The following is a 26,538-nucleotide window of genomic DNA, read 5'->3' as shown; positions in this document are numbered from 1 at the left end:
ATGCAGACGTGGACCACTGCGGCGTACCTGATCGCCGCCCTGCTGTTCGTGATCTCCCTGGCCGGGCTGTCGCGGCACGAGACCTCCCGCTCCGGGGTGCTGTTCGGCATCGCCGGCATGACCATCGCCCTCGTGGCCACCGCGATCGTCGCGCTGAGCAGCGCGTCCGCGTTGGGCATCGCGCTGCTGCTGGTCGCCCTGGTCCTCGGCGCGGCCATCGGGCTCTGGCGGGCCCGCGTCGTCGAGATGACGGGGATGCCCGAGCTGATCGCGCTGATGCACTCCTTCGTCGGGCTCGCCGCGGTGCTCGTGGGCTGGAACGGCTACCTGGAGGTGGAGTCCGGGCACCTGCAGCTGGCGGGCTCGCTGCTGGGCATCCACCACGGCGAGGTCGCCATCGGGGTGTTCATCGGCGCGGTGACCTTCACCGGGTCGATCATCGCCTACCTGAAGCTGTCGGCGAAGATCGCGTCCGCGCCGCTGATGCTGCCGGGCAAGAACGCCCTGAACCTGGGCGCCCTGGTCGTGTTCGCCGCGCTCACGGTCTGGTTCGTGATCACTCCCGCGCTCTGGATCCTGGCCGTGCTCACCGTGGTGGCGCTGCTGCTGGGCCTGCACCTGGTGGCGTCGATCGGCGGCGGGGACATGCCGGTCGTGGTGTCGATGCTCAACTCGTACTCGGGGTGGGCGGCGGCGGCGTCCGGCTTCCTGCTGGGCAACGACCTGCTGATCATCACCGGGGCGCTCGTCGGCTCGTCCGGTGCGTACCTGTCCTACATCATGTGCAAGGCGATGAACCGGTCGTTCCTCTCGGTGATCGCGGGCGGGTTCGGCGCCACGTCCTCGACGGCCGCGGCGGTGGAGGGCGAGCACCGCGAGGTCACGGCCGACGGGGTCGCCGAGCTGCTGGCGAACGCCTCCAGCGTGGTGATCACCCCCGGCTACGGCATGGCGGTGGCCCAGGCCCAGTACCCGGTCGCCGAGCTGACCCGCAAGCTCCGGGACGCAGGCGTCGAGGTGCGGTTCGGGGTCCACCCGGTCGCCGGCCGGCTCCCGGGGCACATGAACGTGCTGCTCGCCGAGGCCCAGGTGCCCTACGACATCGTCCTGGAGATGGACGAGATCAACGACGACCTCGCCGCGACGGACGTCGTGCTGGTCATCGGGGCGAACGACACGGTCAACCCGGCCGCGTCGGAGGACCCGGGCTCGCCCATCGCCGGCATGCCGGTGCTGAAGGTGTGGGAGGCCAAGGACGTGATCGTGTTCAAGCGGTCCATGGCCACCGGGTACGCCGGGGTGCAGAACCCGCTGTTCTTCCGGGAGAACACCCAGATGCTCTTCGGAGACGCCAAGGAGCGGGTCCAGGACATCCTCGCCGCGCTGCCGGTGCCCAGCCGGTAGTCCTCAGACCACGTACACGCCCGCCCGGGCCGCGGCGAGGGCCGCGGCCACGGCGCGGTCGCGGGCGGCCTCGGTCGGGAGCTCGCCGTGCGTCAGGAGCCGGTAGTACAGGGGCGCCGAGACCGCCCGGACCACCTCGGCCGGGTCCGTGCCCGCGGGCAGCTCACCGCGGGAGACCGCCTCGGCCACGCACGGCTCCCACTCGCGCACCCGCGCGTCGTAGAACCGGCGCAGCGCCGCCGCCGTCCGTTCGTCCGCGCGGGCCGCGCCGATCAACGCCGTCAGCAACCGGCCCTGGCGGGGATCGGCGAGGGTGGAGCGCACCAGCTCGGCGTTCGCCCGCAGGTCGGACTCCAGGTCGCCGGTGGCGGCCCGCGGCACCGAGGTCTCCACCATGTCGTCGACCAGCTCGGCGACGGCCGCGGCCACGGTGCCCCAGCGCCGGTACACCGTCGTCTTGCCCACGCCGGCCCGCCGCGCGACGTCCGCCAGGTCCACGCCTGCGAGCCCGTGCTCCACCAGCGCGTCCCCGACCGCGCGGACCACCGCCGCGCGCACCCGCGCCGTCCGTCCGCCCGGTCTGGCCATCGTCATGCCCGCAGACTAACGGAACAACGGTCCCGTTTGCTATAACGGAACCATGGAACCGTTAAGGAGTCTCGGTCGCAGCGGCCTGCGGGTGCCCGCACTCGGCTTCGGCGCCGGCACGTTCGGTGGGCGCGGCGAGCTGTTCGGTGCGTGGGGCAGCACGGACGTCGCGCAGGCGCGGGAGATCGTGGCCCGGTGCGTCGCCGCGGGCGTCACCCTGTTCGACACCGCGGACGTCTACTCCGACGGCGCCTCCGAGGAGGTCCTGGGCGCCGCGGTGAAGGGTCGCCGGGACGAGGTGCTGATCTCCACGAAGGCGGGGCTGGCGGGCGGAACCTCGCGCAGCGCCCTGCTCACCGCCGTCGACAGGGCGCTGACCAGGCTCGACACCGACCACATCGACCTGTTCCACCTGCACGCCCTCGACGCGGCCACCCCCGCCGAGGAGGTTCTGTCCACCCTGGACGACCTCGTCCGGGCGGGGAAGGTCCGCTACGTCGGGGTCTCGAACTTCCCCGGCTGGGCGCTGCAGCGCTCGCTGGACCTGGCGGACCGGCACGGGTGGCCGCGGTACGTGTCGCACCAGGTCTACTACTCGCTCGTCGGGCGGGACTACGAGTGGGACCTGATGCCGCTCGGCGCCGCCGAGGGCGTCGGGGCGATGGTGTGGAGCCCGCTGGGGTGGGGACGGCTGACCGGCCGGATCCGCCGCGGCGCACCGATCCCGCCCGGGAGCCGGTTGCACGCGACCGCCGCGGCGGGCCCGCCGGTGGCGGACGACCTGCTCTTCGCCGTGGTCGACGCGCTGGACCAGGTCGCCGCGGAGACCGGCCGGTCCGTCCCGCAGATCGCGCTGAACTGGCTGACCACCCGGCCGACGGTCGGCTCGGTGATCATCGGGGCCCGAGACGTCGTCCAGCTCGAGCAGAACCTGGGCGCGGTGGGCTGGACCCTGGAGCCCGAGCACCTCGCGCTGCTCGACCGCACGAGCCACCGCCCGGCGCCCTACCCGCACTTCCCCTACGAGCGGCAGGAGGCGTTCGCGGCGCTCAACCCGCCCCTGGTCGGAACCCGTGAGCGGCGATAGTCGCTCCAGCGACGATCGCCGCTCACGGTCGTGGTCGGGTCAGTGGTCGTGGCGGTGGGCGAGGATCTCGGCGCGGGTGTCGATCTCCTCGGGGGTGACCGTGTCGGCGAGCACGTCCTCCAGCGCGGCCAGCCACTCGCGGTAGTAGCTCCACTCGCCGGTGCTCGCCGCGATCCGCGCGACCAGGGCCGCCTGGAAGGCCTCCCAGGTGAACGCGCCCGCGTCGTGCAGGGTGACGGCCATGCCGAAGGCGCGGCTCTCCCAGGGCTCGGCGAAGTCCAGCTCGCCGTTGCTGCGCGGGGGCGCGGCCGGGCCGTCGACCGGGAGGGTCACGGCGCCACCTTCGCCACGCCCACCATCGCGTCCCGCGTGACCAGCCCGACCAGGTCCTCCTCGGACAGCGACTCGGTGCCGGCCGGGCGCTCCGGCAGGACCAGCCACCGGACCTCCGCGCTGGAGTCGCGGACGGTGATCTGGACGTCCGCGGGCAGGTCGAGGCCCATCTCGCGCAGCACCTTGCGGGGCTCCCGGACCACGCGGGCGCGGTAGGCCGGGTCCTTGTACCAGGACGGCGGCAGCCCGAGGACCGGCCACGGGTAGCAGGAGCACAGCGTGCAGACGACGACGTTGTGCCGCGTCGGGGTGTTCTCGACGACCACGATGTGCTCGCCCTGCGGCCCGGAGAACCCGAGCTCCGCGATCGCCGCGGTGCCGTCGGCGAGCAGCCGCTCGCGGTACGCCGGGTCGGTCCACGCCCTGGCGACGACCTTGGCCCCGTTGAGCGGACCCACCGCCGTCTCGTAGGTGGCGATGAAGCGGTCCATCACCGCGGGGTCCACGAGTCCGCGCTCGGTGAGGAGCTGTTCGAGTGCGGCGGTGCGCAGGGCGACGGGCGGCCGGGTCATGCCTTCTCCACGTAGCGGTCGAAGAGGTCGACGGTCACGGCGAACGGCTCGGCGTCGGCGCCGTAGAGCTCCCGGGAGTCGAAGCGGACGGTGTAGACGTGCTGCGGGTTCTCACCCTGGAAGAGCGCGTGGGTGTCCGGCAGCAGGTGGCCGGGCTGCACGACCTCGACGACGCCGACTCGACCGCTCACGTACCGTGGCAGCTTGGTCGGCGCGGGCGGGACCTCACCCACGCGCACCCGGTCGCCGACGCCGAACCGCGGCGGCGTGTCGACCTCGCGCAGCGAGCCCGGGCCGGTGGGGGCGTAGTCGGGCTTGGTGGGCTCCGGCGCGGGAGGCTCCTCGACCTGCGTGCCTTCGAGGGTGTGGGCGCGGGCGTCCACCGCGTCCGCGGCGATGATGCCGCTCTCGACCAGCATCAGCTCGACGGCGTTCAGCCAGCGCCCGAAGTAGCCCTCCTCGAAGTAGGCGTGGTGGTCGAGGCGGTCCAGCGCGTACCGGAACGCGTCCAGGTTGCGGCCGGAGATCCGGCCCATGCCCAGGACGGCGAGGGCGAAGGCGCGACCCTCCCAGGTCTCGGGGAAGACCGGCTCGTCCGGGGCGGGCGGGTGGACCGGGCCCCACCCGTCCGTCCCCCCGAGGTCGGCGATCGCGGGCATCGCACCACGTCCTTTAACGATGGATGACGGGTCTCCACGATAGTAGACGAGCGGGCGGTCAGGCCCGCAGGCGCGCGGCGGGCGGGAGCGGGGTCGCGTCCGGTGCCGCGCGGAAGGACTGGACGACGAGGGCCGCGAGCCTGCGGGTCGCGGCCTCCCGCCCGGCCGGTGTGGCGGCCTGGATGCCCCGGCCCGCCTGCAGGGCGAGCAGTACGTCCTCGAGCACGATCTCCTCCCGCAACATCCCGCCCGCCTTGGCCCGCCGGAGCAGCTCGGCCATCCCGCGGACCGAGCGGGCCCGGTCGTCGGTGAACGCCCCGGCCCGGGTGAGCTCCGCGACCACGCGGGGGTTCTCGGTGGTCGCGACGAGCAGCCGCTCGATCGCGCGGGCGAGGCCCTGCCAGGGATCGTCCGCGGCGAGGGCGTCGTCGACGATCGTCGAGCACAGGGCACGTTCGCGGGCGAAGGCCGCGTCGAGCAGGGCCTGCTTGGTCGGGAAGTGGCGGTAGACCGTCGCCGCCCCGACCCCGGCGCGGCGGGCCACGGTGCGCACGGGAGCGGAGGGTCCGCCCTCGGTGAAGGCCAGCCGGGCGGCGACCAGGATGCGCTCGCGGTTGGCGTCCGCGTCCGCGCGCCTGCTCGTCACCGCTGCCTCACTTCGGGGCCCACCTCACTCACTTTGCCAGGGCGCGGGCCCCGGCGTCCCTACCGTGCCGGCATGAGAGCAGTGCAGTTCCACGAGTACGGGCCGGCCTCCGTCCTGCGGATCGACGAGGTGCCCGAGCCGCACGCCGGTCCGGCGGAGATCCGCATCGTGACGCGGACGTCGAGCGTGTCGGCCGGGGAGGTGCGCATCCGGTCGGGCGCGTTGCGGGCCGCGCTGTCGGCGCCGTTCCCGTTCCGGACCGGGTTCGACGCCGCGGGCGTGGTCGACGAGGTGGGCGCCGGCGTCTCCGGCGTCGCGGTCGGGGACGAGGTGTTCGGCGCGGCGGCGACCGACACGCGCGGCGCCAACGCCGATGTCGCGGTGCTCGCCGGGTGGGCCCGGAAGCCGGCGGCGTGGACCTGGGAGGAGGCCGGTGGCGCGGCGGGCCCGGTCGAGACGGGGTACCGGGTGTGGGACCGGCTCGACGTCCGCCCGGGTCGGACCGTGCTGGTGAACGGGGCGGCGGGCGGCACCGGATCGGTCGCCGTGCAGCTGGCCGCGGCGCGCGGCGCCCGGGTGATCGGGACCGCGAGCCCCGGCAACCACGCGTTCCTGCGGTCACTCGGGGTGGAGCCGACGACCTACGGGCCGGGACTGGTCGAGCGGGTCCGGGCGCTGGCGCCCTCCGGGGTCGACGCGGTGCTGGACTGCGCGGGCGGCGCGCTCCCCGCGCTCGTCGAGATCGCGGGCGACCCGGCCCGGGTCGTCACGATCGCCGACCTCGGCGCCGCCGACCTCGGCGTGCACCTGTCCCACACGACGTCCGGGCTCGCCGGGAGCCCACCCGACCCGGAGGCGCTGCACGGCCTCGCGGCGGCCGCCGAGCTGGCGGAGCGGGGGCTCCTGCGGATCCCCGTGGCGCACGCCTTCCCGTTCACCGAGGTGGCCTCCGCCCACGCGCTGAGCGAGACCGGCCACGCCCGCGGGAGGATCGTGCTCGTGCACTGACCGCGACCGGTCAGCCCGCCCGGGGCGACCGCAGCGAGCCGATCGCGAGGCCGCTCGGCGCCTGCGCCTCCGGGGCCGCGGCGGGGGCGGGTGCCGGGGCGGACTCGGCGAGGTCCTCGAGGGCCGAGGCGGCGGGGGCGAAGAACAGGCCGCCGGTGACGGCGCGGGAGAAGTCGAGGATGCGGTCGTAGTCGCCCGGCGGGTCGCCGAGGAACATGTTGCGCAGCATGGTCTCGGTGACCGCCGGGTCGGCCGCGTAGCCCAGGAACAGGGTGCCGAACTCGCCCGCCGCCGGGCTGCCGAACGGCATGTTGTCCCGGACGATCTGCAGCTCCTCGCCGTCGTCGTCGGTGACGGTGGTGAGCAGCCGGTGCGCCGACGAGGGCAGCTCCGCCTCGGCGATCTCGGTGTTGTCGAGCTTGCGCCGCCCGATGATCCGCTCCTGGGCGGCGGTGTCCAACCCGTTCCACGCGTCCAGGTCGTGCAGGTACTTCTGCACGATCGCGTAGCTCCCGCCCGCGTGCCCACCCTCGGCGACCAGCGCGGCCGCGGGCACCGCGGGCCCGGTCGGGTTCTCGGTGCCGTCGACGAAACCGAGCAGGTCGCGGTTGTCGAAGAAGCGGAAGCCCTGGACCTCCCACTCCGGGCGCAGTGCCGGACCCAGCGCCGCCAGGATCTGCGTGGCCAGCGCGAAACACAGGTCCGAGCGCTCGGCGCGGATGTGGAACAGCACGTCCCCGGGGGTGGCGGGCGCGTCGTGCACGCCGTGCAGCGGGACGAAGGGGTGCAGTCCCGCAGGCGCCGGGGCGGCGAACAACCGCGGCCAGACCTCGGCGCCGAACCCGAGCACGCAGGTCAGCGCCGCGGACGGCTCGCGGAACCCGACCGCGCGGACCAGGCCCGCGAGATCGGCGCAGAACTCGCGGACGGTCGCGTGGGCCGCCTCGTCCTGCGGCACGGTGCCGACCAGGATCAACGCGGCGCTGCTCAACGGGGCGGTGACGGCCTGCGGCTCGGGAAGCGGGTGCACGCGGGGGAGTCTGCCGGCCGGACCGGCCGAGGCGGTGCAGGCGGCGCACGCACGCGGGTCACCACGCGCGTGCGCCGGTGCTGCTCACCCGCGGCCCGCGGCCTCCTGCAGGTCGTCGATGCGCGTCGAGGCCTCGGCCTTGGTGAGGGAGTCGAGGTCCTCCGGGGCCTCCCGGCCCGCCTGCTGCGACAGGGTCTCCAGGTAGGAGCGCTGGGGGCCGGTGATCGGCTCGTCGCCGGTCGTCCAGTCGGCGGGGTCCTTCTCGGCGGTGGTGTCCACTCGGTCGGTCATGGCTCGAACGTACATTCGACCGACGCGGCGCGCGAGTCGGGTGGTGTCGGCCCCCGTGGCCCCGGGTAGCCGGTGCAGGTACGGAAAGGAGCTGCACATGGGTGTACTGGACGGCAAGCGCATCGCGATCGTGGCGACCGACGGCGTCGAGGAGGTCGAGCTGACCGCGCCGCGCCAGGCGGTGGTCGACGCGGGCGCCACCGCCGAGATCGTGTCGCCCGCGGGGGGCGCGATCCAGTCGATGAACTCCGACATCGCGCCGAGCGCGACGTACCCTGTGGACCGGGTGGCCGCGGAGGTCTCCGCGGACGACTTCGACGCGGTCATCCTGCCGGGCGGCACGGTGAACGCCGACCGCCTGCGGACGGACGCGGACGTGCTGAACCTGGTCAAGGGCGCGTTCGCCGCGAACAAGCCCGTCGGGGTGATCTGTCACGGCCCCTGGACGCTGGTCGAGGCGGACCTGGTGAAGGGGCGGACGCTGACGTCCTTCCCGAGCCTGCGCACGGACATCCGCAACGCGGGCGGCACCGTCGTCGACGAGCAGGTCGTGGTCGACCGCGGTCTGGTCAGCAGCCGCGACCCGGGTGACCTGGACGCGTTCTGCGAGGCGATCGTGAAGGAGTTCGCCGGGGCCTGAGCAGTCCCGTGTCGAGTGGGGCCGCACCGTGTCCGGTGCGGCCCCACTCGGCGTTCCGGCGACCAGCTGCCGGGATCGGAGGTCGGACCTGTCCGTACAGGTCGGGGCTGTGATCGGGCGTCGTGGGTCACAGTCACCCGGATGGTTGGCGCGAACGGCCGCACCGTACGTAGAGTGCATCAGGACCATCCAGAGCGGCCGAGAGACCCGGATCGACGACGCCGCAGCAACCCCCCGTCCGACGGGTGCGGGTGCTACCGCCGGGTGCGATGGAGGAACCATGTTCGTCGGTGTGCGCCGCCGCCACGTCGATCTCCTGCGCACGGCCGGCGCGGGCTGTCGGGGCCGACCCCTGCCCCCTGCCCGATCCGCACAGGAGAAGTCCGCCCATGGCCCCCCTCCACCTCGCCGTCGCCCTCGACGGCGCAGGCTGGCACCCCGCCGCCTGGCGTGAGCCGAGCGCCCGCCCCGACCGGCTGTTCACCGCGCGCTACTGGGCCGCGCTCGCCCGCGCCGCCGAACGCGGCCTGCTCGACCTGCTCACGATCGAGGACGCGTTCGGCCTGCAGTCCGAGGACCACCTCGCCGTCGCCGACCGCCGCACCGACCAGGTGCGCGGCCGGTTGGACGCCCAACTCGTCGCCGCGTTCGTCGCGCCGCTGACCCGCCACGTGGGCCTGGTCCCGACCGTCACCACGACGCACACCGAGCCGTTCCACATCGCCTCGGCGATCTCCACGCTCGACCACGACAGCCACGGGCGCGCCGGCTGGCGGGTGCAGACCTCCACCCGTGCCGACGAGGCGGCCCACTTCGGCCGCCGGGTGCTGCCGGAGATCCGCCGCGAGTCGCTGAACACCCCGGAGACCGCCGCCGCGGTCGCCGACCTGTTCGAGGAGGCGGCGGACGCCGTCGAGGTCGTCCGGCGGCTCTGGGACAGCTGGGAGGACGGTGCGGAGATCCGGGACGCCGCGACCGGGCGGTTCCTCGACCGTTCGAAGGTCCACCCGATCGACTTCACCGGCCGGTTCTTCGCGGTCCGGGGCCCGGGCATCGTGCCGCGACCGCCGCAGGGCCAGCCGCTGGTCGTGGCGCTCGCCCACGCCCGAGCGGCCCACGAGCTCGCGGCCCGCGCCGCGGACGCCGACACCGGCGAGAACTTCCGGCGCGGCGGCTTCCTGTCCCACGCCCAGCGCTACGAGCGGGCGGGGGAGATCCTCGACGCCGTCCGGACGCTGTGGGACTCGTGGGGGTCCGACGCCGTCGTGGCGGACAAGGCGGGCGGGCGCTTCCTGCGGGACGCGCACGTGGGGGACTTCGCGGTCCGCGGCACCCAGTTCGCCGTCGCGGGCCGGTTCACCACGCCCCGCAGCCCGCAGGGTCATCCCGTGGTGCTGCAGGCGGGGGAGTCGCCCGCGGGCCGGGACTTCGCGGCCGCCCGCTCGGACGCGATCTTCTCCCGCTACTCGACGTTCGCGGAGGCCCGAGCCTTCTACACCGACGTCAAGGCACGGGTGGCGCGGCTCGGGCGGGACCCGGAGCAGGTCGAGATCCTGCCCTCGGCATCGGTGATCCTCGGGGACACCGAGGCCGAGGCCCGGGACCGGCACCGGGACGTCCGCAGCAGGCAGGTGGACCCGTTCACCGCGGTCGTGCTGGTGGAGACGGTGTGGAGCCGGGACCTGTCGGGGGTGGACCCCGACGGGCCGGTGCCCGACCTCGAGCCCCCGCGGGGCTGGACGAGGTCGTCGACCGGGTCGTCCCGCTGCGGCGCGAGCGCGGTGTCCTGCGGTCCGCCTACACCGGGTCGACGCTGCGCGAGCACCTCGGCCTGCCCCTCCCGACCGGTCTCGGCGAACCCGCCGCGCCGAGCGCCGCCTCCTGACCTCGTCCCGGCCCACCCCGTACTCCCGAAGGAATCCCGACATGACCGCCAGACCCCGCCGGTTGCTGTTGCCCGGCCTCCTCGCCGCCGTCCTGGCCCTGTCCGCGTGCGGCGGTGGGGGCGGCGCCGCGGCAGGCGGTGACGCCGGGCCCCCGCAGCCGGGCGGCACGCTGCGCTTCGCCGTCGGCAGCGACGCGGGCTGCGTCGACCCCCAGCAGGTCGGCAGCAACGACACGATCTACTCGGTCCGCCAGCTCGTCGACTCGCTGACCGACCAGGACCCGCAGACGGGGGAGCTCAAGCCCTGGCTGGCCACCTCGTGGGAGACCTCCCCGGACGCGAAGAGCTACACCTTCACCCTGCGTGAGGGTGTCACCTTCTCCGACGGCACCCCGCTGGACGCGAACGCGGTCAAGGCGAACCTCGACCGGATTCCGCAGATCGGCGCGCGCGGCACCCTGCCGAAGGGGTACCTCGCGGGCTACGCGGGCACGACGGTGGAGTCGCCGACGCGGTTCACGGTGTCGTTACAGCAGCCGAACGTGCAGTTCCTGCAGGCCACGTCGACCCACAGTCTGGGCATCCTGTCCCCGGCCACGGTGGCGAAGTCCGATGACGACCGCTGCGCGGGGGTGATCGGGTCCGGCCCGTTCACGCTGCAGAGCTACACCAAGAACGCCTCGATCGTGCTGGCCAAGCGCCCGGGCTACGGGTGGGGGTCGTCGCTGTTCACGCAGCCGGGTGAGGCGCTGCTGGACACCGTGGAGTTCCGGATCGTGCCGGAGTCCGGTGTGCGCACCGGGGCCCTGCAGTCGGGTGAGGTCGACGCCATCGGCAGCATCGGCCAGCAGGACGAGGCGCCGCTGACCGGTGCGGGCGCGCAGCTGCAGGCGCGGTCCAACCCCGGCGTCGTGTTCGGGATCGCGTTCAACCAGCAGAAGCCGATCGTGAGCGACCCGGCCGTGCGGCAGGCGCTGCTCACCGCCGTGAACCGGGACGAGATCGTCGGCGGCGTCTTCCCGTCGCAGACCAAGGCCGCGACCAGCGTGCTGGCCTCCACCACGCCGTCCTACGCCGACCAGGGGCTGACCTTCGACGCGGCGAAGTCCGCCGCCGTCCTCGACGCCGCGGGCTGGGTCGCGGGTCCCGACGGCATCCGGGTCAAGGACGGCCAGAAGCTGACCATCCCGGTGACCTACTCACCGGTGGCCGCCACCAACAAGCCCGCCCTCGAGCTGCTCCAGCAGCAGGCCAAGAACGTGGGCATCGACCTGCAGATCCAGGAGGTGCCGATCGCGAACGCCGCCCAGATCCAGACGGCGGGCGACTTCTCGGCGCTCTGGTACAACATCACCCGGGCCGACCCGGACATCCTGCGCGGCCAGTTCTCCACCGCGGGCGCCAACCTGTTCCGGCTACCGGACAGCCCGCTGCAGGGCCTGCTGACCGCCCAGGCCGCCGAGCCGGACCCCGCCAAGCGCACCGCGCTCGTCGCGCAGGCGCAGCAGGAGATCCTGGCCGAGGGCGTCTTCGTGCCGGTCGTCGAGCTGACGACCGTGCTCGGGGTGGGCGCGCAGGTCCACGGCATCACGTTCGACGCCTCCTCGCGCATCCAGCTGCACGACGCCTGGAGGTCCAGCAGCGCATGATCGGATACCTGGTCCGGCGTGTCGCCACCGCCGTCGCGGTCCTCTGGGCCGCGTACACGCTGACCTTCATCGTCCTGTACCTGCTGCCCGGCGACCCGATCACCACCATGGCGAGCGGGGGCCTGGACGGCGAGCCCCTCACCCCGGAGGCGATCGAGGCGCTCAAGGTCCGCTACGGCCTCGACCAGCCGCTGATCGTCCAGTACGGGCACCGGCTCGCCGAGGCGGTGCGGGGCGACCTGGGGACGTCCATCCAGACCGGCCAGGACGTGCGCGGGGCCATCCTCGACGCGCTGCCGTCGACGCTGCAGGTCGCGCTGGCCGGTCTGCTGTTCGCGGTGCTGGTCGGCGGCGGGCTTGCGCTCGCCGCCACCTCGACCCGGCTGCGCTGGCTGCGGCAGGTGCTCATGGCGCTGCCGTCGCTGGCGGTGTCGCTGCCGGTGTTCTGGGTCGGGCTCATGCTGGTCCAGGTGTTCTCCTTCGGGCTGCACTGGCTGCCCTCCACCGGAGCGAACGGCCCGGCGGCGCTCGTGCTCCCCGCGATCACCCTCGGGCTGCCGATGGGCGCGCTCATCGCGCAGGTGCTGGCGAAGAGCATGGACACCGCGCTGGCCGAGCCCTACGTCGGCACGGCCCGCGCCAAGGGCGTCGGGGAGCGGGACGTCCACCTGCGGCACGCCCTGCGCAACGCGGCCATCCCGGCGCTGACGGTGCTCGGGTACGTGGCGGGCAACCTGCTCGCGGGCACCGTCGTCGTCGAGACGGTGTTCACCCGGCCCGGCCTGGGCAGGCTCACGGTGCAGGCGGTCGGGGTGCAGGACATCCCGCTCGTGCAGGGGATCGTGATCTTCGCGTCGCTCGTGTTCGTCGGCGTGAACCTGCTCGTCGACCTGATCTACCCGGTCCTCGACCCGAGGATCGCGACGGGGGTGCCGGCGTGACCGCCGACGTGCTCCCTCCCGCGGAGGCGACATCATGACCGAGCTGTTGCTGAGGGAGGAGGGGTCCTCCTCCGTCGTTCTCGCCCGCGCGAGCACGCCGCGGGAGCGGCGGGCGCGGCTGGGCCGGTTCCTGCTGCGCAGGCCGGGGCTGGTCGCGTCGGTGCTGATGGTGCTGCTCGTGCTGATCGCGGCGTTCGCGCCGAGCGTGCTCGCGCCCGGCGACCCGAACCTCGGCGTGGTGGCGGACAAGCTGCAGGCGCCCAGCGCGGCGCACCTGTTCGGCACCGACTACCTGGGCCGGGACGTCTACACCCGGGTCGTGCACGGCGCCTCGCTGTCGTTGCAGGCCACCGTGATCGCCGTGGCGGTGGCGCTGGTGGCGGGCGGGTTGATCGGCCTGCTCGCCGGCTTCGTCGGCCGCTGGGTCGACGAGGCCCTGATGCGCGTCGTCGACGTGCTGCTGTCGATCCCGGCGATCCTGCTGTCGCTGGCGCTGATCACGGCGCTGGGCTACGGCACGGTGAAGGTCGCCATCGCCGTCGGCATCGCGAGCGTGGCGAGCTTCGCCCGGGTCATGCGGGCCGAGACGATGCGCATCCGCCGGTCCACCTACGTCGAGGCCGCCCGGTCCGTCGGGACCCGGTGGTACGTGTCGCTGTGGCGCCACGTGCTGCCGAACGCCGCGGGCCCGGTGCTGGTCCTCGCCGTCCTGGAGTTCGGGCTGGCCATCCTCGCGATCTCCTCGCTGTCCTTCCTCGGCTACGGCGCCCCGCCGCCCGCCCCGGAGTGGGGCTCGCTGATCAGCGAGGGTCGCAACTACCTGGCGACGTCGTGGTGGCTGTGCGCCCTGCCCGGCCTCACGATCGCCGCGACCGTGCTGTCGGTGAACCGGATCTCCCGGGCGCTGGACGGGGAGTGGAAGCGATGACCCTGCTGGAGATCGAGGACCTGGACGTCGGCTACCGCATCGCGGGCGGGCACATCCCCGCCGTGCGCGGGGTGTCGCTGACCGTCGACGCGGGCGAGACGGTCGCGATCGTGGGGGAGTCCGGGTCGGGCAAGTCCACGCTGGCCCAGGCCGTGATCGGGCTGCTCCCGGACAACGGCGCCGTCGAGGGCGGGCGGATCGCGCTGGGCGGCGAGGAGCTGACCGGGCTGTCGGCGAAGGCCTTCCGCGCGGTGCGCGGGCGCCGGATCGGGCTCGTCCCGCAGGACCCGACGGTGTCGCTGAACCCCGTGCAACGCATCGGGCCCCAGGTCGCGGAGACGCTGCGGGTGCACGGGCTGGCGGACCGGCGCACCGCCCGGATCGAGGCCGTGGCCCTGCTGGCCAGGGCCGGGCTGCCCGAGCCGGAGCTGCGGGCCCGGCAGTACCCGCACGAGCTGTCCGGCGGGATGCGACAGCGGGTGCTCATCGCGATCGCCACGGCGGCGAACCCGTCGCTGATCATCGCCGACGAGCCGACGAGCGCGTTGGACGCCACGGTCCAGCGGCGCATCCTCGACCACCTGGACACGCTGCGAGACGCCGGCACCGCGCTGCTGTTGGTGACCCACGACCTGGGGGTGGCGGCGGACCGGGCGGACCGGCTCGTCGTCATGTCCGGCGGGCGGATCGTGGAGTCCGGGCCGACCGCGCAGGTGCTCGCGGACCCGCAGCAGCCCTACACGCGCACGCTGCTCGCCGCAGCGCCCGGACTGACCGTCGCCCGGGCCCGCCCGCCCGTGCCCGCGGAGAAGCCGCTGGTCGAGGTGCGGGGCCTGACCCGGGAGTTCCGCCTCGGCCGCAAGGCGACCCTGCGCGCGGTCGACGACGTCTCCTTCACCATCGCGCGCGGCGAGACGCTCGGCCTGGTCGGCGAGTCCGGCTCCGGCAAGTCGACGACGGCGCGGCTGGTGCTGCGGCTGGACGACCCGACCGCGGGCGAGGTCCGCTTCGACGGCACCGACATCACCCGGGTCCGCGGCGCCGCCTGGCGGGAGCTGCGCAGGCGGGCCCAGCTGATCTACCAGAACCCCTACGCCTCCCTCGACCCGCGGTTCACCGTCGAGGAGGTGGTCACCGAGCCGTTGCGCGCCTTCGGGATCGGCACGCGCGCCACGCAGCGGCAGCGCGCCGCGGAGCTCGTCGGGCGGGTGGCGCTGCCCGAGGCGATGCTGGCGCGGCGGCCCGTCGAGCTGTCCGGCGGGCAGCGGCAGCGGATCGCGATCGCCCGCGCACTGGCCCTCTCCCCGGATCTCGTCGTGTGCGACGAGCCGGTCTCGGCGCTGGACGTCTCGGTGCAGGCCCAGGTCCTGGAGCTGCTGGAGGAGTTGCAGACCGAGCAGGGGCTCGCGTACCTGTTCATCTCGCACGACCTCGCCGTGGTCCGGCGCATCGCGCACCGGGTCGGGGTGATGCGGCAGGGCAGGCTGCTGGAGCTGCGCCCCACCGAGGAGCTGTTCACCGACCCGCACCACGACTACACCAGGGAGCTGCTGGCGGCGATCGCCGGCGCCCGGACGGGAGCGTCATGAGGTTCCAGGTGCTCGACATCCTGCCGCACGGCCCGCACCCGGTCACCGGCGAGCTGATCTCGGTGCACGAGCGGCTCACCCGGGTCGTCGAGACCGCGGTGCGGGCGGAGGCGCTCGGGTTCGACTCGTACGCGGTGGGGGAGCGGCACGCGGGCGAGTTCGTGTCGTCCGCCCCGACGGTGCTGCTCGGCGCGCTCGCCCAGGCCACCTCCCGGATCCTGCTCAGCACGGGCGTCACCGTGTTGTCGCTGCTGGACCCGGTCCGCGTCGCGGAAGACTACGCGACCATCGACCAGCTGTCCGGCGGCAGGCTCGAGATCGTGATCGGGAAGGGCAACGAGGACAAGCACTTCCCGATGTTCGGCCTGGAGCCGGCCAGGCAGTACGAGTACCTCACCGAGAACTACGAGCTCCTCCGCCTGCTGCTGCGGGACGGGCCCGTGTCCTGGACCGGCACGCACCGCCCGGACCTCGACGGCGTGGTCACCCACCCGCGGCCCTTCGACGGCCCCTTCCGCATCTGGCACGGCTCGGCCACCTCGACGACCGCGGTGGACCTCGCCGCGAAGTGGGGCGACCCCCTCTTCACCGCGAACGCCCTGCAGCCCCGCGAGAACTACCTGGTGCTGATCGACCGGTACCGGGAGCAGTGCGCGGTGCACGGGCACGAACCGGGCTACGTCGGCTCCGGCTCGGGCGGGCTGTTCCTGGCGGACACCGACGAGGAGGCGGTCGCGGAGTACCGGCCCCTCTACGAGTTCATGGCCGCCAAGCTCGCCGCCGCGCACGCCGGGGACACCCGCAAGGGCAAGACGATGTCCTTCACGACGATCGAGGAGGCCGTCGCCCACGGCCCCGCCCTCGTCGGCACCCCGGAGCGGGTGGCGGAGAAGATCGTCGACTACCACAAGTCCTACCGGCACGACGTCCAGTCGGTCTCGATCAACCCCAACCTTCCCTACGAGCGCCAGCAGGAGGTGCTGCAGCGCTTCGCCGAGGAGGTGATCCCGCTGGTCCAGCGGGAGACCACCACCACGCTCTGGGGCCCCGACGACCCCGGGAGGGCGAAGGGCCTCCACCTCCCGTGAGCGGCGATAGTCGCTAGAGCGACTATCGCCGCTCACGACGGTGGCCGGGTTGTCCACACCGGGCATCGCGGATCCACAGATCGCGCGGACCCGGGCCGATCATGGTCGGCCCGGGTCACGCTGCGCGCATGACAGCCGTGATCGGAACCGGCGACGTGTCGTCGGACCCCGCCCGCCTGCTCGCCCGACAGCACGGGATCGTGAGCCTCGCCCAGGCCCGCACGCTCGGATACAGCTGGAGTGCCGTCGTCGCCCAGGTGGCGGCGGCGCGCTGGCAGCGGGTCCTGCCGCGCGTCTACGCCGTGTTCACCGGCCCGCTCCCGGCAGCGGCCCGGATCGTCGCGGCGCTGCTCTACGGCGGCCCCTCGGCGATCCTCAGCCATCGGACGGCCGCCGAGATCTGGGGGATGCTGCGCCCGGAGGCCGGGCCCGTGCACATCACCGTGCCCTACGGCGCCTCGGCGGTGTCGCAGGAGCTCGTGGTGGTGCACCGGTCCCGGGCGCACCGCCACATCCGGGTGGCGACCGACCCGCCGCGCACGAGCCGCGCGGACACCGCCCTGGACCTCGCCGTCGCCGAGCCGGACGGCGATGCGGCGAGGCGCATGCTGGTGGCGGCGTTGACCTCCGGCCGGGTCGCGCCGGGCACCGTCGAGAAGCGGATGACCGAGCGGCCGCCGATGCGCCACCGGAAGGCGATCCGGGCCGGGATCGCCCTCGTCCGGGACGGGGTCCAGTCCGCGCTGGAGGAGCGCTACGCCGTCGACGTCGAGCGCGCCCACGAGATCCCGCCGGGTCGGCGACAGAGCCCGTTCGTCGTGGACGGCACCGAGCTGTACGAGGACGTCGTGTACGACGGGATCGGCGTGCCGTTGACGGTCCGCCTCGACGGCCGCACCCATCTCGTGGACGGGACCGCCTTCCGCGACCGGCGTCGGGACAACGCCGGCGAGCTGGCGGGCCGCGCCCGGCTGGTCTACGGCTGGCGGGACCTCGACGCCGATCCGTGCGCCGCCGCGCGCGAGGTCGCCTCGGTCCTGCGTCGCGAGGGATGGGCGGGCCACCTCGTCCCCTGCCCGCGGTGCTCGTGAGCGGCGATAGTCGCCATGGCGACTATCGCCGCTCACGGGATCAGGGGGTGACGGTGAGGCGGCCGAGGGTGGTGCCGAGGTCCGGGTGGTCGGCCGGGACGACCGCGGACGAGAGGGCGGTCCAGCAGCTCGGGCAGCTGTACTGGCGGAACACCACGTCCGCGTCCACGTAGTCCGCCGCGGTCGCGGTGATCTGCGGGCCCGCGTCCGTGGGTGGGCCATCGTACACGCCGAGGGCCAGTGCCCCGGGCTCGGCGGAGTCGCCGAGCACCTCCCGGCAGTGGGCGCAGGCGATGGCGCCGTTCACCTCGACGAGGTTGTCGTCGATGCGGCGGGTGCCGCCGTCCGCCTTGCCGCGGGTCTCGCCGGTCACCCGCGAGCGGTCCCGCCTGGCCGCCTTGGCCTGCGCGCGAGCCGCCGCCGTGGCCCCGGGGTCGATCCCGGCCTCGCCGAGCACCACGCCGTAGACGTCCTTCGCGGCGGCGCGGGTGATCTTCTCCTCACGGACGTCCCCGGCAACCGCCTCGGGGTCGCGGGCGAGCGGGTCGCCGTACCCGCCGCCGCCCTGCCAGGTCATCGAGAAGACCTCGCCGGGCGCCAGGTGGCTGGACGCGTAGTTCTGACCGGGTTCGAGGGTGTCCGAGACCTCGGCGAGTGAGGACGGCAGCCTCCCCGACGCGAGGATCTCGGCGACCCGGCTCTGCCGCGCGACGACGTCGAGGCCCGAGTTGCCCGGGTGCCCGCCGGACAGGCCCGCGTTCTGCGCCACCGCCTTGCCCGCGCTCGCCAGGACCAGGCCCATCGGGATCGACGTGCCGTGCGGGGTGAACGCGATGGACGCGCCGAGCCCGCCGCGCTGTCGCCCGGGGCCGCCGGAGTCCGGCTCCTCGCGCCGCCACAGGGTGAGCAGCGGGTAGAGGAACTCGGTCATCTCGACGTCCGGCACCCGGCCCATCGGGATGCAGAACAGCCCGCCGGTGTCCATGCCGTCCGCGTGCGGGCGGGCGCCGTAGCCGCCCGCCATCGGCTCCATCATGATCGACAGGAAGGGGGCGGGCTGCTCGCCGCGTTCGTCCAGCCCCGCGATGACGGCGGTGTCCCACGTGCCGCAGCAGGTGGCCTGGACGTTGCGGCCCAGCTCCAGGTCGCGGTCGAGCATCTGGGACAGACACTCCGCGATGAGGCTGCCGGTCAGCCAGGCTGGGCCGATCGGCCCACGCCCGACGGCGGCGGGGAAGGTCGCGTTGTTGAGCGTCCCCTCCTCGGTCACCAGGTCGAAGCAGCGCATGAGCCCGCCCGCGGACCAGGGGATGTCGTTGGCCAGGATCGGCAGCAGCGCCAGCATGACCCCGCCGCGCATGCCCGCGTAGGTGCAGTTGATGACGCCGGCCTGCGGGTCGGTGCCGGTGAAGTCGAAGGTCAGGTGGTCCCCGGTCTTCGTGGTGGTGACGGTGATCTTGTGCAGGCCGCGGTCGCCCTCGTGGGACTGGTCCTGGTAGCCGGTGGCGGTCCAGCTGCCGTCGGGGATGCCCACGAGCTTGCCGCGCAGGCGGTGTTCGGCGTCCGACATCATCCGCTTCATCACGGCCTTCACCGTGTCCGCGCCGTACTGCGCGATGAGCGCGTGCAGCCGCTCGCCGCCGACGTTGTTGGCGCCGATCTTGGCGCGCAGGTCCAGCCCGATCAGCATCGGGACGCGGGACCGGCGCACCCAGAGGTCCGCGACGTCGCGCTGCAGCTGTCCGCCGCGGACGACCTTGACCGGCGGGGTGGGCAGGGACTCGGAGAAGACGTCCTGCGCGGCGGGGGAGAAGGAGCCCAGCCCCACCCCGCCGAGGTCCGGCTGGTGCGCGATGGCACTGGTCCAGGCGAACAGCCTCCCCTCGTGGAAGACGGGCTGGTAGACCATGACGTCGTTCTGGTGCAGTCCGCCGCCGACCCACGGGTCGTTGGTGAGGAACATGTCGCCGGCCTCGATGCCGGGGTTCTCCGCCCGGTGGCGGAGCGTCCAGTAGATCGCCAGGTCCACGGCGCCGACGAGCATGGTGTTGTAGAGGCCGACCTGCACCTCCTGGCCGAGCTCGTCGGAGATGGCGAAGTCGAAGTCGTTCGCGTCCGTGACGATCGGCGAGCCGGACATGCGCTTGAGCGCCTCGCCCATCTCGTCGGTGACCGACCAGAGCCGGTGCCGGATCACCTCGTAGGTGAGCGGGTCCAGCGCGTCGACCTGCTCCTGGGTGACCGTGTGGACCTTGAGGCTCGACGGCAGGCTGCGGGCCAGCTCGTCGGGGTCGACGGGACGGCTGGAGAAGGCCTCCGAGCCGGGGATCGGCATGGTCATGCGGTCCTCCTGATCGTGAGGTTGCCCAGGTGGTCGACGGTGCCCGTGGTCCCGCCGGGGACGACGACGGTGGTGGTCGGCACCTCGACGATCGCGGGCCCCGCCAGCACGTGGCCCGCCCGCAGCTCGCGGTAGTCGTAGACCGGGGTGTCGACGTAGCCGGTGGCGGCGTCCAGGCAGACCGGGCGGGTGGTGAACGGGGTCGCCTCCCCGGTGGCGGCGGGCATCTCGGGGAGCTCGGGGCGGAACGGCAGCACGCCGACGGCCCGGACCCGGAAGGTGATGGCCTGGATGCCGGCCTCGCGGAACCCGGCGTCCTTGCCGTACAGCTCGGCGTAGCGCTTCTCGAAGGCGGCGGCCGCCTCCTCGATCTCCGGCATGCCCAGCGGGCCGCCCGCGACGGGCGCGGTGACCTCGGCGAGCTGCATCGAGTACCGCATGTCGATCTCGCGGTGCAGCTCGACCTTCTCGAAGGCGAGGCCCTGGCGCTCCAGCCCCGCGCGGACCTGCTGCTCCAGCTCCGCGAAGTTGCGCTCGGCCCGCTGCGGGTCGAAGGGGACGACGGTCGGGTCGGAGAGCTCGGCGGCCAGCACGATGTCGCTGGACGCGAGCCCGAACGCGGAGAACGCGCTGGCCACGGGCCCGAGCGGGACCACGACGGTCTCGCACCCGACCTCCGCGGCGTAGCCGGCGCAGTGCGCGGGGCCTGCGCCGCCGAAGGCGTAGAGCACGAAGTTGCGCGGATCGTGGCCGGACTCCACGACGGTCTTGCGCAGCAGGTCACCGGTCTGGGCGTTCTGCACCGTGTGGATGGCGGCCGCGGCCTCCTCGACCGACAGCCCCAGCGGCTTCGCGATCTGGGTGTCGATGGCCTGGCGCGCGAGCTCCAGCGACAGCGGCTTGCGCCCGCCGAGCAGACCCTTCTCCGGCAGGATGCCCAGCACCAGGTTCGCGTCGGTGTTGGTCGGCTCGGTGCCGCCCGCCCCGTAGCAGGCGGGGCCGGGCACGGCCTGGGCGCTGCGCGGGCCGATGCGGAGGTTGCCGCCCGCGTCGAGCCAGGCGATGGCGCCGCCGCCGGAGCCGATCGCGTCCACCCGCAGGGTCGGGACGTTGATCGGGTGGTGGTTGATCACCGTGGTGGTGTCCCGGACCGGCTCGCCGTCGACGACCAGGCCCGCCAGGAACGTCGTGCCGCCGACGTCGGTGGAGATGATGTTGCGGTGGCCGAGCTGGCGGCCCAGCGCCACGGACCCGACGACGCCGCCGGTCAGGACCGACCCGACCGTGCTGATCGCGGCCGCAGGGGCCTCCTTCGCCGCGACGGCGCCGCCGTTGGACTGCATGACGAGCAGCGGCCCGGTCAGTCCCTTCTCGCGCAGCGCGCTCTCCAGGGTGCCCAGGTAGTCCCGCAGACCCGGCCCGATCTGGGTCGACATGATCGTGGTGGCGTTGCGGGCGAACTCCCGGATCCGGGGGCTGACCTCGGACGACAGCGCCACGAACAGGTCCGGGGCCTCCTCGGCGATCAGCTCGCGGAGCCGGCGCTCGTGCACCGGGTTGCGGAAGGACCACAGCAGCGACACGGCGATGGCGCTGACCCCGTCCGCGACCAGGGAGCGGATCGCCGCGCGGGCCTCCTCCTCGTCCAGCCCGACGACGACGGTGCCGTCCCGGTCGATCCGCTCGGTGACCTCGAGCGCGTGCCGCTTCGGCAGCAGCGCGTGGTCCTTGGTCTGCCCGAGGACGTGCTGCAGCTCGTGCGGGGACCGGCCGAGGTACCTGCCCTCGACGTTCATGATGAAGATCGAGTCCCGGTGTCCCTTGGTGGTGAGGAACCCGACCGGGGGCACGTTCCCCATGACCAGCGCGTTCAGCGAGGAGGTGGTGCCGTGCGCGATGTGGTGGGTGTCCGCGAGCATCTCCGGCAGAGGACGACCGAGCTGCTCGGCCAGCAGGCCCAGCACGTCGAGCACACCCCGGGAGTAGTCCGGGGGCGTCGACGGGGACTTCGCGGCGAGCACCGTCCCGGCCGCGTCGCCCGTTCCGTCGTCCAGCACGGCATCGGTGAACGTGCCGCCCACGTCCACTCCGATGACATAGGCCATGTCTCACACGCTCCTTCGCGGTGGGTGGCTGACGGTTGAGTAGACTATTCGACAGTCTAGCTGAATGTCTAGCTTGACTTCCTGGGTTGCCGTGACGTCGAATAGTCGACGTAACCGTAAAGGGAGGTTGGCGATGCAGCCACGACGCGTCGCGGTGCTGGGCGGAGGACCGGGCGGGCTCTACGCCGCCCGGTTGCTGAAGCTCGCGTACCCCGCCTGCGAGGTCCGCGTCCACGAGCAGGGGGACCCGGACACCACGTTTGGGTTCGGGGTCGGGTTGGCCGCGGGCACCCAGCGCAAGCTGGCGGCCGCGGACCCGGACACCCTGCGGGACCTGGTTGCGGCCGGCCTGCGCCACGACATGACGCTCGACGTGGGCGGGGACGTCGTGCGCGTGCGCAACGACCGCCTGATCGGCGTGGCCCGCACCGAGCTGCTCGCCATCTTGCAGCGGCACGCGGAGAAGGCCGGGGTCGTGCTCGACTTCGGGAGCCGCCGGTCCGCGGGCGAGCTCGACGCGGACGTGGTGATCGCCGCGGACGGCGTGTCCAGCGCGACCCGCTCCCTCGGGGACTTCGCCGAGTCGGTGGAGGTCGGCAAGGGTCTGTACCTGTGGTGCGGCACGGAGTTCCCCCTGCCCGACGCGGTGTTCGCCCCGGTCGCCACGGAGTTCGGCACGTTCGTCACGCACGCCTACCCGTACTCCGGCGGCCGGTCCACCTTCCTCATCGAGACCGACGAGCAGACCTGGCGGCGTGCGGGCTTCGACCGCGCCGAGGTGGCCGAGGGCGGGTCGGACGAGGTCTCGCTCCGCTTCCTGGAGCAGGCCTTCGCCGGGCAGCTGCGGGGGCAGCCGCTGCTCGGCAACCGCACGCGCTGGCTGCGCTTTCGCACCGTCTCCTGCGGGCGGTGGTCGGACGGGAACACCGTGCTGCTCGGCGACGCCGCGCACACGGCGCACTTCTCCGTCGGGTCCGGCACCAAGCTGGCGATGGAGGACGCGATCGCGCTGGTCGCGGAGCTGCAGGAGGCGTCGTCGGTGACGGAGGCGTTCGGGAGGTACGAGGCGGTCCGCCGCCCCGCCGTCGCGCGGTTGCAGGAGCTCGCCCGGCGCTCGCAGCTGTGGTGGGAGTCCTTCCCCGGCCGGCTCGGGCTCCCCGCGGCGCGGCTCATGGTGTCCTACATGTCGAGGGCGGGGAACGTGCCGCTGGAGCGCTTCGCCCAGACCGCCCCGGACGTCGTGGAGGCGGCGTTCGCGCAGTACGCGGGGGCCTCGCCCGTCCCGGCCGCGTCCGAGCCCGGGATCGTGGACCGGGTGCTCGCGCAGCCGGGGGAGCACCGGGGGCGGGTGTTCGCGAGTCGGACCGACGTGCCGGCGCTGCCCCCGCTCGCGTCCGACCTGGCCGACCCGTGGTCGGCCGAGGGGGACGCGGTGGTCGCCGCGGTGACCGGGGACGTGCTGCTCACCGGTCCGTCCGACCGGCCCGCCCTGCTGACCCGGCTCGACCTGGCCGAGCGCATCCGGCTCGAACGCGGGGTGCTCACCGCGGTGGAGGGACCCGCCGCGCTGCGGGAGGATCTGGCGGCCGGGCTGCTCAGCGGCCGGTGTGACCTGGTGGTGATCGCGTGAACCCGCTCGTCGAGTACCCCGCGGACGCCGTCGCGCGCTACCGCGCGGTGTGGGGCAGCCGGTCCATCCCGGCCGAGTTCCGCGCGGTCGCGGCGCGCCACCCGGACCGGGACGCCGTCGTCGCCCTCGACGGGCGGCTGACCTACGCCGAGCTCGACGCGCGCTCCGACCGGGTCGCGGCCGGGCTGCTCGCGCTGGGGCTGGAGCCGGGCGGGCCGGTGTTGTTCCAGGTCACGAACCGGCTGGAGGCGGTGGTCGCCTGGTACGCGGTGCTCAAGGCGGGGCTGGTCCCCGTCGCGACGCTCGCCGCGCACCGCGGGCACGAGATCGGCGAGATCAGCCGTCGGGTCGGGGCGGTGGCGCACCTCGTGGAGCCCGGGCTGACGTTCGACCTCGTCGCGTTCGCCCGCGAGCAGGCGGTCGGCAGGCTGCTGGTCCTCGGCGAGCTGCCCGAGGCGGACCCCGGGCCGTTGCCCGAGGCCGACCCGGGGGCCGTCGGGGTCTACCAGCTCTCCGGCGGCACCACGGGCGTCCCGAAGGTGATCCCGCGGCGGCACGCCGAGTACTGGTACAACGCCGCCGAGTACGCGCGGTCCTGGGGCTGGACCGCCGACACCCGGGTGGCGCACCTGATCCCGATCATCCACAACGCCGGGGTCGTGTGCGCCGTGCACGCGCCGCACAGCGTCGGCGCGTGCCTGGTCCTGGGCACCCCCGACCTCGACGAGTCGCTGCCGCTGCTGGCGCGCGAGGCCGCCACCCACGTCCTGCTCGGGCACGGGCACTACCGGGCCCTGGACCACCCGGAGTTCGACGCCGCCGCGAAGACGCTGACCCAGGTGATCCTCTCCGGCGCCAAGGTCCCGCCCCGGCTCTTCGACGCCCTCGAGTCCCGCGGGATCTGGTCCGGACAGCTGTTCGGGATGGGGGAGGGACTGTTCCTCACGACCCGCCCCGGCGCCCCGCGCGCGGCGCGGCTGGAGACCGTGGGGACCCCGTTGTCCCGGTGGGACGAGGTGCGGATCCTCGAACCCGGCTCGGAGGAGCCCGCCGACGGCGTCGGCGAGCTGTGCTGTCGCGGTCCGTACACGCTGCCCGGCTACTACGACGCCCCGGAGCACAACGCCCGCGCCTTCACCGGCGACGGCTTCTACCGCACCGGCGACCTGGCCGCGTGGCGCGAGATCGACGGCGAGCGGTTCGTCTCCATCGAGGGCCGCATCAAGGACCTCATCAACCGCGGCGGCGAGAAGATCAACGCCGAGGAGGTGGAGCTGCTCCTGCTGCGCCACCCGCGCGTGACCGCCGTGGCCGTCGTCGCGATGCCGGACCCGCGGCTGGGCGAGCGGACCTGCGCCTACGTGGTGGTCGACGGCGCCGAGCTGACCCTGGACGAGGTGCAGCGGCACTTCGCCGCGCTCGACGTCGCGAAGTTCAAGTGGCCCGAGCGGATCGAGCACCTGCCCGAGATCCCGCGGACGCTCGTGGGCAAGACCGACAAGAAGGCCCTGGCGGCCGACATCGCACGGAAGGTAGCGACGTGAAGCGGATCGGACTCGTCGTCCCCAGCTCGAACGTGACCGTCGAGACGGAGATCCCGGCGCTGCTCGCTCGGCACCCCGAGGCGTTCTCCTTCCACTCCAGCCGGATGCGGATGCACTCCGTGACACCGGAGGAGCTGGCGGCGATGAACGGCCAGCGCGAGCGCTGCGTCGACGAGCTGGCGGACGCCGGCGTGGACGCCCTGCTCTACGCCTGCCTCGTGGCCCTGATGGCGCAGGGCCCGGGGGAGCACCAGCGGGTCGAGAAGGCGGTGGCGGAGCAGTACCCCGGGGTGGTCCGGTCGAGCGCCGGGGCCCTCGTGGAGGGGCTGCGTGCGCTGGGCGCGCGGCGGATCGCGCTCGTCACCCCGTACCTGCGGCCGCTCGCCGAGCAGGTGGTGGCCTACCTCGGGGCGGAGGGGTTCGACGTCGTCGACTGGGCCGCGCTGGAGGTGGGGGACAACGCCGAGGTCGGCTGCATCCCCGGCACGCGCGTGCTGGAGGCCGCCCGCGGCCTCGACCTGGCGGTCGACGCGCTGGTCATCTCCGCCTGCGTCCAGATGCCCTCGCTGGACCTGGTCGCGCCCGCGGAGGAGGAGTTCGGGCTGCCCGTACTCTCCGCGGCCACGGCCGGTGCCTACTCGCTGCTGCGCGGGCTCGGCCTGGACCCGGTGCTTCCCGGCGCGGGACGGCTCCTGTCCGGAACCGGCGCCCGCGGGTCGGTTCCGCAGGCTCCACCTCCTACGATCCCCGCATGAGCGAACCGGGACGCAGGGGGACCGCTCGGCGCGAGCTCGTCGAGAACGAGCTGTACGAGCACGCCACCCGGCTGTTCGCGGAGCGCGGGTTCGCGGGCACCAGCCTGCAGGACATCGCGGACGCGCTGGGCATCACCCGGCCCGCGCTCTACTACTACGTCAAGAGCAAGGACGAGCTGCTCGCCAAGCTGGTCACCGAGGTCACGAACGGCCCGCTGGACGAGATCGTCGCGCTGTTCGAGGTGGACGAGGACCCCGTCCGGCGGCTGCGCGGGATCGTCGAGGTGATCGTCGGGCGGCGGGTGACCCAGCCCGAGCGGTTCCGGCTGCTGATCCGCTCCGAGGCCGAGCTCCCCGAGGAGCTGACCGCGGCGTACGACGACAGCAGGCGCGCCGTGCTGAAGGCGATCGCCGGCGTGATCGAGCAGGGCGTCCGGGCCGGGCGGTTCCGGCCCGTCGACGCGCGGGTCGCCGCCCTCGGCGTGCTCGGCATGTGCAACTGGGTCGCCTGGTGGTTCCACCCCGGCGGCCGCGACACGGCCGAGGGGGTCACGGCGCAGCTGGCGGACATGGCCGTCGCCGCGCTGGTCCGCCCCGACCACCAGGCACCGGAGGCCGAGGGGCCCGCCGCGGCGTTGAAGCTGCTGCGCCAGGACCTGGACCATCTCGAGCGCATCCTCGATCTGTGAACTCACTCGTCAAACTGTTGACTCATTCGTCGACACCGGCGTAAC

Annotated in this window: 24 protein-coding genes; 15 read left to right on the top strand and 9 right to left on the bottom strand. The window is 73.7% G+C overall.

The window, feature by feature from the left end; all coding sequences use genetic code 11:
* Positions 1-1,404, top strand: coding sequence for a Re/Si-specific NAD(P)(+) transhydrogenase subunit beta (gene pntB / locus BLS43_RS02475; RefSeq protein ID WP_093075884.1), 1,404 nt, complete (start codon positions 1-3; stop codon positions 1,402-1,404).
* Between the two features lie 3 nt (positions 1,405-1,407).
* Here pntB and BLS43_RS02470 read toward each other — a convergent pair whose 3' ends face one another.
* Entirely contained in the window at positions 1,408-1,998 is a 591-nt protein-coding gene (locus BLS43_RS02470) for a TetR/AcrR family transcriptional regulator (protein WP_176921129.1), read from the bottom strand.
* 46 nt (positions 1,999-2,044) lie between these two features.
* On the opposite strand from BLS43_RS02470, the gene BLS43_RS02465 reads away from it, so the two are divergent.
* Positions 2,045-3,079 carry an aldo/keto reductase gene (locus tag BLS43_RS02465; protein WP_093075881.1) on the top strand — a complete coding sequence of 345 codons (1,035 nt, stop codon included), beginning with the start codon at positions 2,045-2,047 and terminating at the stop codon, positions 3,077-3,079.
* Between the two features lie 39 nt (positions 3,080-3,118).
* On the opposite strand, the gene BLS43_RS02460 is transcribed toward BLS43_RS02465, so the two are convergent.
* From BLS43_RS02460 to BLS43_RS02445, 4 genes are read right to left on the bottom strand one after another with little or no spacing between them, the layout of a single operon-like run.
* Positions 3,119-3,412, bottom strand: a complete 294-nt coding sequence (locus BLS43_RS02460) for a nitrile hydratase accessory protein (protein WP_093075879.1) — start codon at positions 3,410-3,412, stop codon at positions 3,119-3,121.
* Positions 3,409-3,984 carry a nitrile hydratase subunit alpha gene (gene nthA / locus BLS43_RS02455; RefSeq protein WP_093075876.1) on the bottom strand — a complete coding sequence of 192 codons (576 nt, stop codon included), beginning with the start codon at positions 3,982-3,984 and terminating at the stop codon, positions 3,409-3,411. The genes BLS43_RS02460 and nthA overlap by 4 nt, the downstream gene beginning before the upstream one ends.
* Positions 3,981-4,643: a nitrile hydratase subunit beta gene (gene nthB / locus BLS43_RS02450; protein WP_093075873.1), complete on the bottom strand. Its 663-nt coding sequence runs from the start codon at positions 4,641-4,643 to the stop codon at positions 3,981-3,983. Before nthB ends, nthA begins: the two co-directional genes overlap by 4 nt.
* Positions 4,644-4,701: 58 nt before the next feature.
* Positions 4,702-5,289 carry a TetR/AcrR family transcriptional regulator gene (locus tag BLS43_RS02445; RefSeq protein ID WP_093075870.1) on the bottom strand — a complete coding sequence of 196 codons (588 nt, stop codon included), beginning with the start codon at positions 5,287-5,289 and terminating at the stop codon, positions 4,702-4,704.
* Between the two features lie 72 nt (positions 5,290-5,361).
* Here BLS43_RS02445 and BLS43_RS02440 point away from each other — a divergent pair, with 72 nt between their 5' ends.
* On the top strand, positions 5,362-6,297 hold the full coding sequence (locus BLS43_RS02440; protein WP_093075867.1) for an NADP-dependent oxidoreductase: 936 nt from the start codon (positions 5,362-5,364) through the stop codon (positions 6,295-6,297).
* A 10-nt stretch (positions 6,298-6,307) separates the two neighbouring features.
* Here BLS43_RS02440 and BLS43_RS02435 read toward each other — a convergent pair whose 3' ends face one another.
* Positions 6,308-7,327 (bottom strand): Dyp-type peroxidase, encoded by a 1,020-nt coding sequence (locus BLS43_RS02435; RefSeq protein WP_093075864.1) that lies wholly within the window; start codon positions 7,325-7,327, stop codon positions 6,308-6,310.
* Between the two features lie 84 nt (positions 7,328-7,411).
* On the bottom strand, positions 7,412-7,618 hold the full coding sequence (locus BLS43_RS02430) for a DUF3072 domain-containing protein (RefSeq protein ID WP_093075861.1): 207 nt from the start codon (positions 7,616-7,618) through the stop codon (positions 7,412-7,414).
* Positions 7,619-7,715: 97 nt separating this feature from the next.
* Between BLS43_RS02430 and BLS43_RS02425 the strand changes: the two genes are divergently transcribed.
* The 8 genes from BLS43_RS02425 to BLS43_RS02390 all read left to right on the top strand — a co-directional run bounded on the left by BLS43_RS02425 (position 7,716) and on the right by BLS43_RS02390 (position 17,429).
* Positions 7,716-8,258: a type 1 glutamine amidotransferase domain-containing protein gene (locus tag BLS43_RS02425; RefSeq protein ID WP_093075858.1), complete on the top strand. Its 543-nt coding sequence runs from the start codon at positions 7,716-7,718 to the stop codon at positions 8,256-8,258.
* A 389-nt stretch (positions 8,259-8,647) separates the two neighbouring features.
* Positions 8,648-10,285, top strand: a complete 1,638-nt coding sequence (locus tag BLS43_RS31940) for an LLM class flavin-dependent oxidoreductase (RefSeq protein ID WP_093075855.1) — start codon at positions 8,648-8,650, stop codon at positions 10,283-10,285.
* Positions 10,185-11,792 carry an ABC transporter substrate-binding protein gene (locus BLS43_RS02415; RefSeq protein WP_093075852.1) on the top strand — a complete coding sequence of 536 codons (1,608 nt, stop codon included), beginning with the start codon at positions 10,185-10,187 and terminating at the stop codon, positions 11,790-11,792. The genes BLS43_RS31940 and BLS43_RS02415 overlap by 101 nt, the downstream gene beginning before the upstream one ends.
* Positions 11,789-12,733 (top strand): ABC transporter permease, encoded by a 945-nt coding sequence (locus BLS43_RS02410; RefSeq protein WP_093075849.1) that lies wholly within the window; start codon positions 11,789-11,791, stop codon positions 12,731-12,733. Before BLS43_RS02415 ends, BLS43_RS02410 begins: the two co-directional genes overlap by 4 nt.
* A gap of 34 nt (positions 12,734-12,767) precedes the next feature.
* Positions 12,768-13,661, top strand: coding sequence for an ABC transporter permease (locus BLS43_RS02405; RefSeq protein ID WP_093075846.1), 894 nt, complete (start codon positions 12,768-12,770; stop codon positions 13,659-13,661).
* On the top strand, positions 13,658-15,250 hold the full coding sequence (locus BLS43_RS02400; protein ID WP_093075843.1) for a dipeptide ABC transporter ATP-binding protein: 1,593 nt from the start codon (positions 13,658-13,660) through the stop codon (positions 15,248-15,250). Before BLS43_RS02405 ends, BLS43_RS02400 begins: the two co-directional genes overlap by 4 nt.
* Entirely contained in the window at positions 15,247-16,338 is a 1,092-nt protein-coding gene (locus BLS43_RS02395; protein ID WP_093075840.1) for an LLM class flavin-dependent oxidoreductase, read from the top strand. The genes BLS43_RS02400 and BLS43_RS02395 overlap by 4 nt, the downstream gene beginning before the upstream one ends.
* A gap of 128 nt (positions 16,339-16,466) precedes the next feature.
* Entirely contained in the window at positions 16,467-17,429 is a 963-nt protein-coding gene (locus BLS43_RS02390; protein ID WP_093075837.1) for a hypothetical protein, read from the top strand.
* 40 nt (positions 17,430-17,469) lie between these two features.
* Here BLS43_RS02390 and BLS43_RS02385 read toward each other — a convergent pair whose 3' ends face one another.
* Both BLS43_RS02385 and BLS43_RS02380 read right to left on the bottom strand, forming a co-directional pair.
* A complete protein-coding gene (locus BLS43_RS02385) occupies positions 17,470-19,770 on the bottom strand; it encodes a hydantoinase B/oxoprolinase family protein (protein WP_093075834.1) in 2,301 nt (766 codons plus the stop codon).
* A complete protein-coding gene (locus tag BLS43_RS02380) occupies positions 19,767-21,875 on the bottom strand; it encodes a hydantoinase/oxoprolinase family protein (RefSeq protein ID WP_093075831.1) in 2,109 nt (702 codons plus the stop codon). Before BLS43_RS02380 ends, BLS43_RS02385 begins: the two co-directional genes overlap by 4 nt.
* Positions 21,876-22,008: 133 nt before the next feature.
* On the opposite strand from BLS43_RS02380, the gene BLS43_RS02375 reads away from it, so the two are divergent.
* From BLS43_RS02375 to BLS43_RS02360, 4 genes are read left to right on the top strand one after another with little or no spacing between them, the layout of a single operon-like run.
* Positions 22,009-23,505 carry an FAD-dependent monooxygenase gene (locus BLS43_RS02375; RefSeq protein ID WP_093075828.1) on the top strand — a complete coding sequence of 499 codons (1,497 nt, stop codon included), beginning with the start codon at positions 22,009-22,011 and terminating at the stop codon, positions 23,503-23,505.
* The gene (locus tag BLS43_RS02370; RefSeq protein ID WP_093075825.1) at positions 23,502-25,049 is read left to right on the top strand and encodes a (2,3-dihydroxybenzoyl)adenylate synthase; all 1,548 of its coding nucleotides are present in this window, start codon (positions 23,502-23,504) and stop codon (positions 25,047-25,049) included. The genes BLS43_RS02375 and BLS43_RS02370 overlap by 4 nt, the downstream gene beginning before the upstream one ends.
* Positions 25,046-25,804, top strand: a complete 759-nt coding sequence (locus tag BLS43_RS02365) for a maleate cis-trans isomerase family protein (protein ID WP_093075822.1) — start codon at positions 25,046-25,048, stop codon at positions 25,802-25,804. The genes BLS43_RS02370 and BLS43_RS02365 overlap by 4 nt, the downstream gene beginning before the upstream one ends.
* Entirely contained in the window at positions 25,801-26,493 is a 693-nt protein-coding gene (locus tag BLS43_RS02360; protein WP_093075820.1) for a TetR/AcrR family transcriptional regulator, read from the top strand. Before BLS43_RS02365 ends, BLS43_RS02360 begins: the two co-directional genes overlap by 4 nt.
* The last annotated feature ends 45 nt before the right edge of the window (positions 26,494-26,538 follow it).

Source organism: Pseudonocardia oroxyli, from assembly GCF_900102195.1.
GTDB classification, from domain to species: domain Bacteria; phylum Actinomycetota; class Actinomycetes; order Mycobacteriales; family Pseudonocardiaceae; genus Pseudonocardia; species Pseudonocardia oroxyli.
The sequence above is the reverse complement of the archived record's forward strand: the minus strand, read 5'-3'. Positions and strand labels throughout refer to the sequence as shown.

Bases quoted from the DNA above. Each gene is read 5' to 3' on its own strand.
- BLS43_RS02410 (WP_093075849.1), top strand. From the start codon at position 11,789: ATGATCGGATACCTGGTCCGGCGTGTCGCCACCGCCGTCGCGGTCCTC.
- BLS43_RS02385 (WP_093075834.1), bottom strand. From the start codon at position 19,770: ATGACCATGCCGATCCCCGGCTCGGAGGCCTTCTCCAGCCGTCCCGTC.
- BLS43_RS02470 (WP_176921129.1), bottom strand. From the start codon at position 1,998: ATGACGATGGCCAGACCGGGCGGACGGACGGCGCGGGTGCGCGCGGCG.
- nthA (WP_093075876.1), bottom strand. From the start codon at position 3,984: ATGACCCGGCCGCCCGTCGCCCTGCGCACCGCCGCACTCGAACAGCTC.
- nthB (WP_093075873.1), bottom strand. From the start codon at position 4,643: ATGCCCGCGATCGCCGACCTCGGGGGGACGGACGGGTGGGGCCCGGTC.
- BLS43_RS02390 (WP_093075837.1), top strand. From the start codon at position 16,467: ATGACAGCCGTGATCGGAACCGGCGACGTGTCGTCGGACCCCGCCCGC.
- BLS43_RS02465 (WP_093075881.1), top strand. From the start codon at position 2,045: ATGGAACCGTTAAGGAGTCTCGGTCGCAGCGGCCTGCGGGTGCCCGCA.
- BLS43_RS02360 (WP_093075820.1), top strand. From the start codon at position 25,801: ATGAGCGAACCGGGACGCAGGGGGACCGCTCGGCGCGAGCTCGTCGAG.
- BLS43_RS31940 (WP_093075855.1), top strand. From the start codon at position 8,648: ATGGCCCCCCTCCACCTCGCCGTCGCCCTCGACGGCGCAGGCTGGCAC.
- BLS43_RS02430 (WP_093075861.1), bottom strand. From the start codon at position 7,618: ATGACCGACCGAGTGGACACCACCGCCGAGAAGGACCCCGCCGACTGG.
- BLS43_RS02375 (WP_093075828.1), top strand. From the start codon at position 22,009: ATGCAGCCACGACGCGTCGCGGTGCTGGGCGGAGGACCGGGCGGGCTC.
- BLS43_RS02405 (WP_093075846.1), top strand. From the start codon at position 12,768: ATGACCGAGCTGTTGCTGAGGGAGGAGGGGTCCTCCTCCGTCGTTCTC.
- BLS43_RS02415 (WP_093075852.1), top strand. From the start codon at position 10,185: ATGACCGCCAGACCCCGCCGGTTGCTGTTGCCCGGCCTCCTCGCCGCC.
- BLS43_RS02400 (WP_093075843.1), top strand. From the start codon at position 13,658: ATGACCCTGCTGGAGATCGAGGACCTGGACGTCGGCTACCGCATCGCG.
- pntB (WP_093075884.1), top strand. From the start codon at position 1: ATGCAGACGTGGACCACTGCGGCGTACCTGATCGCCGCCCTGCTGTTC.
- BLS43_RS02395 (WP_093075840.1), top strand. From the start codon at position 15,247: ATGAGGTTCCAGGTGCTCGACATCCTGCCGCACGGCCCGCACCCGGTC.
- BLS43_RS02425 (WP_093075858.1), top strand. From the start codon at position 7,716: ATGGGTGTACTGGACGGCAAGCGCATCGCGATCGTGGCGACCGACGGC.
- BLS43_RS02440 (WP_093075867.1), top strand. From the start codon at position 5,362: ATGAGAGCAGTGCAGTTCCACGAGTACGGGCCGGCCTCCGTCCTGCGG.
- BLS43_RS02380 (WP_093075831.1), bottom strand. From the start codon at position 21,875: ATGGCCTATGTCATCGGAGTGGACGTGGGCGGCACGTTCACCGATGCC.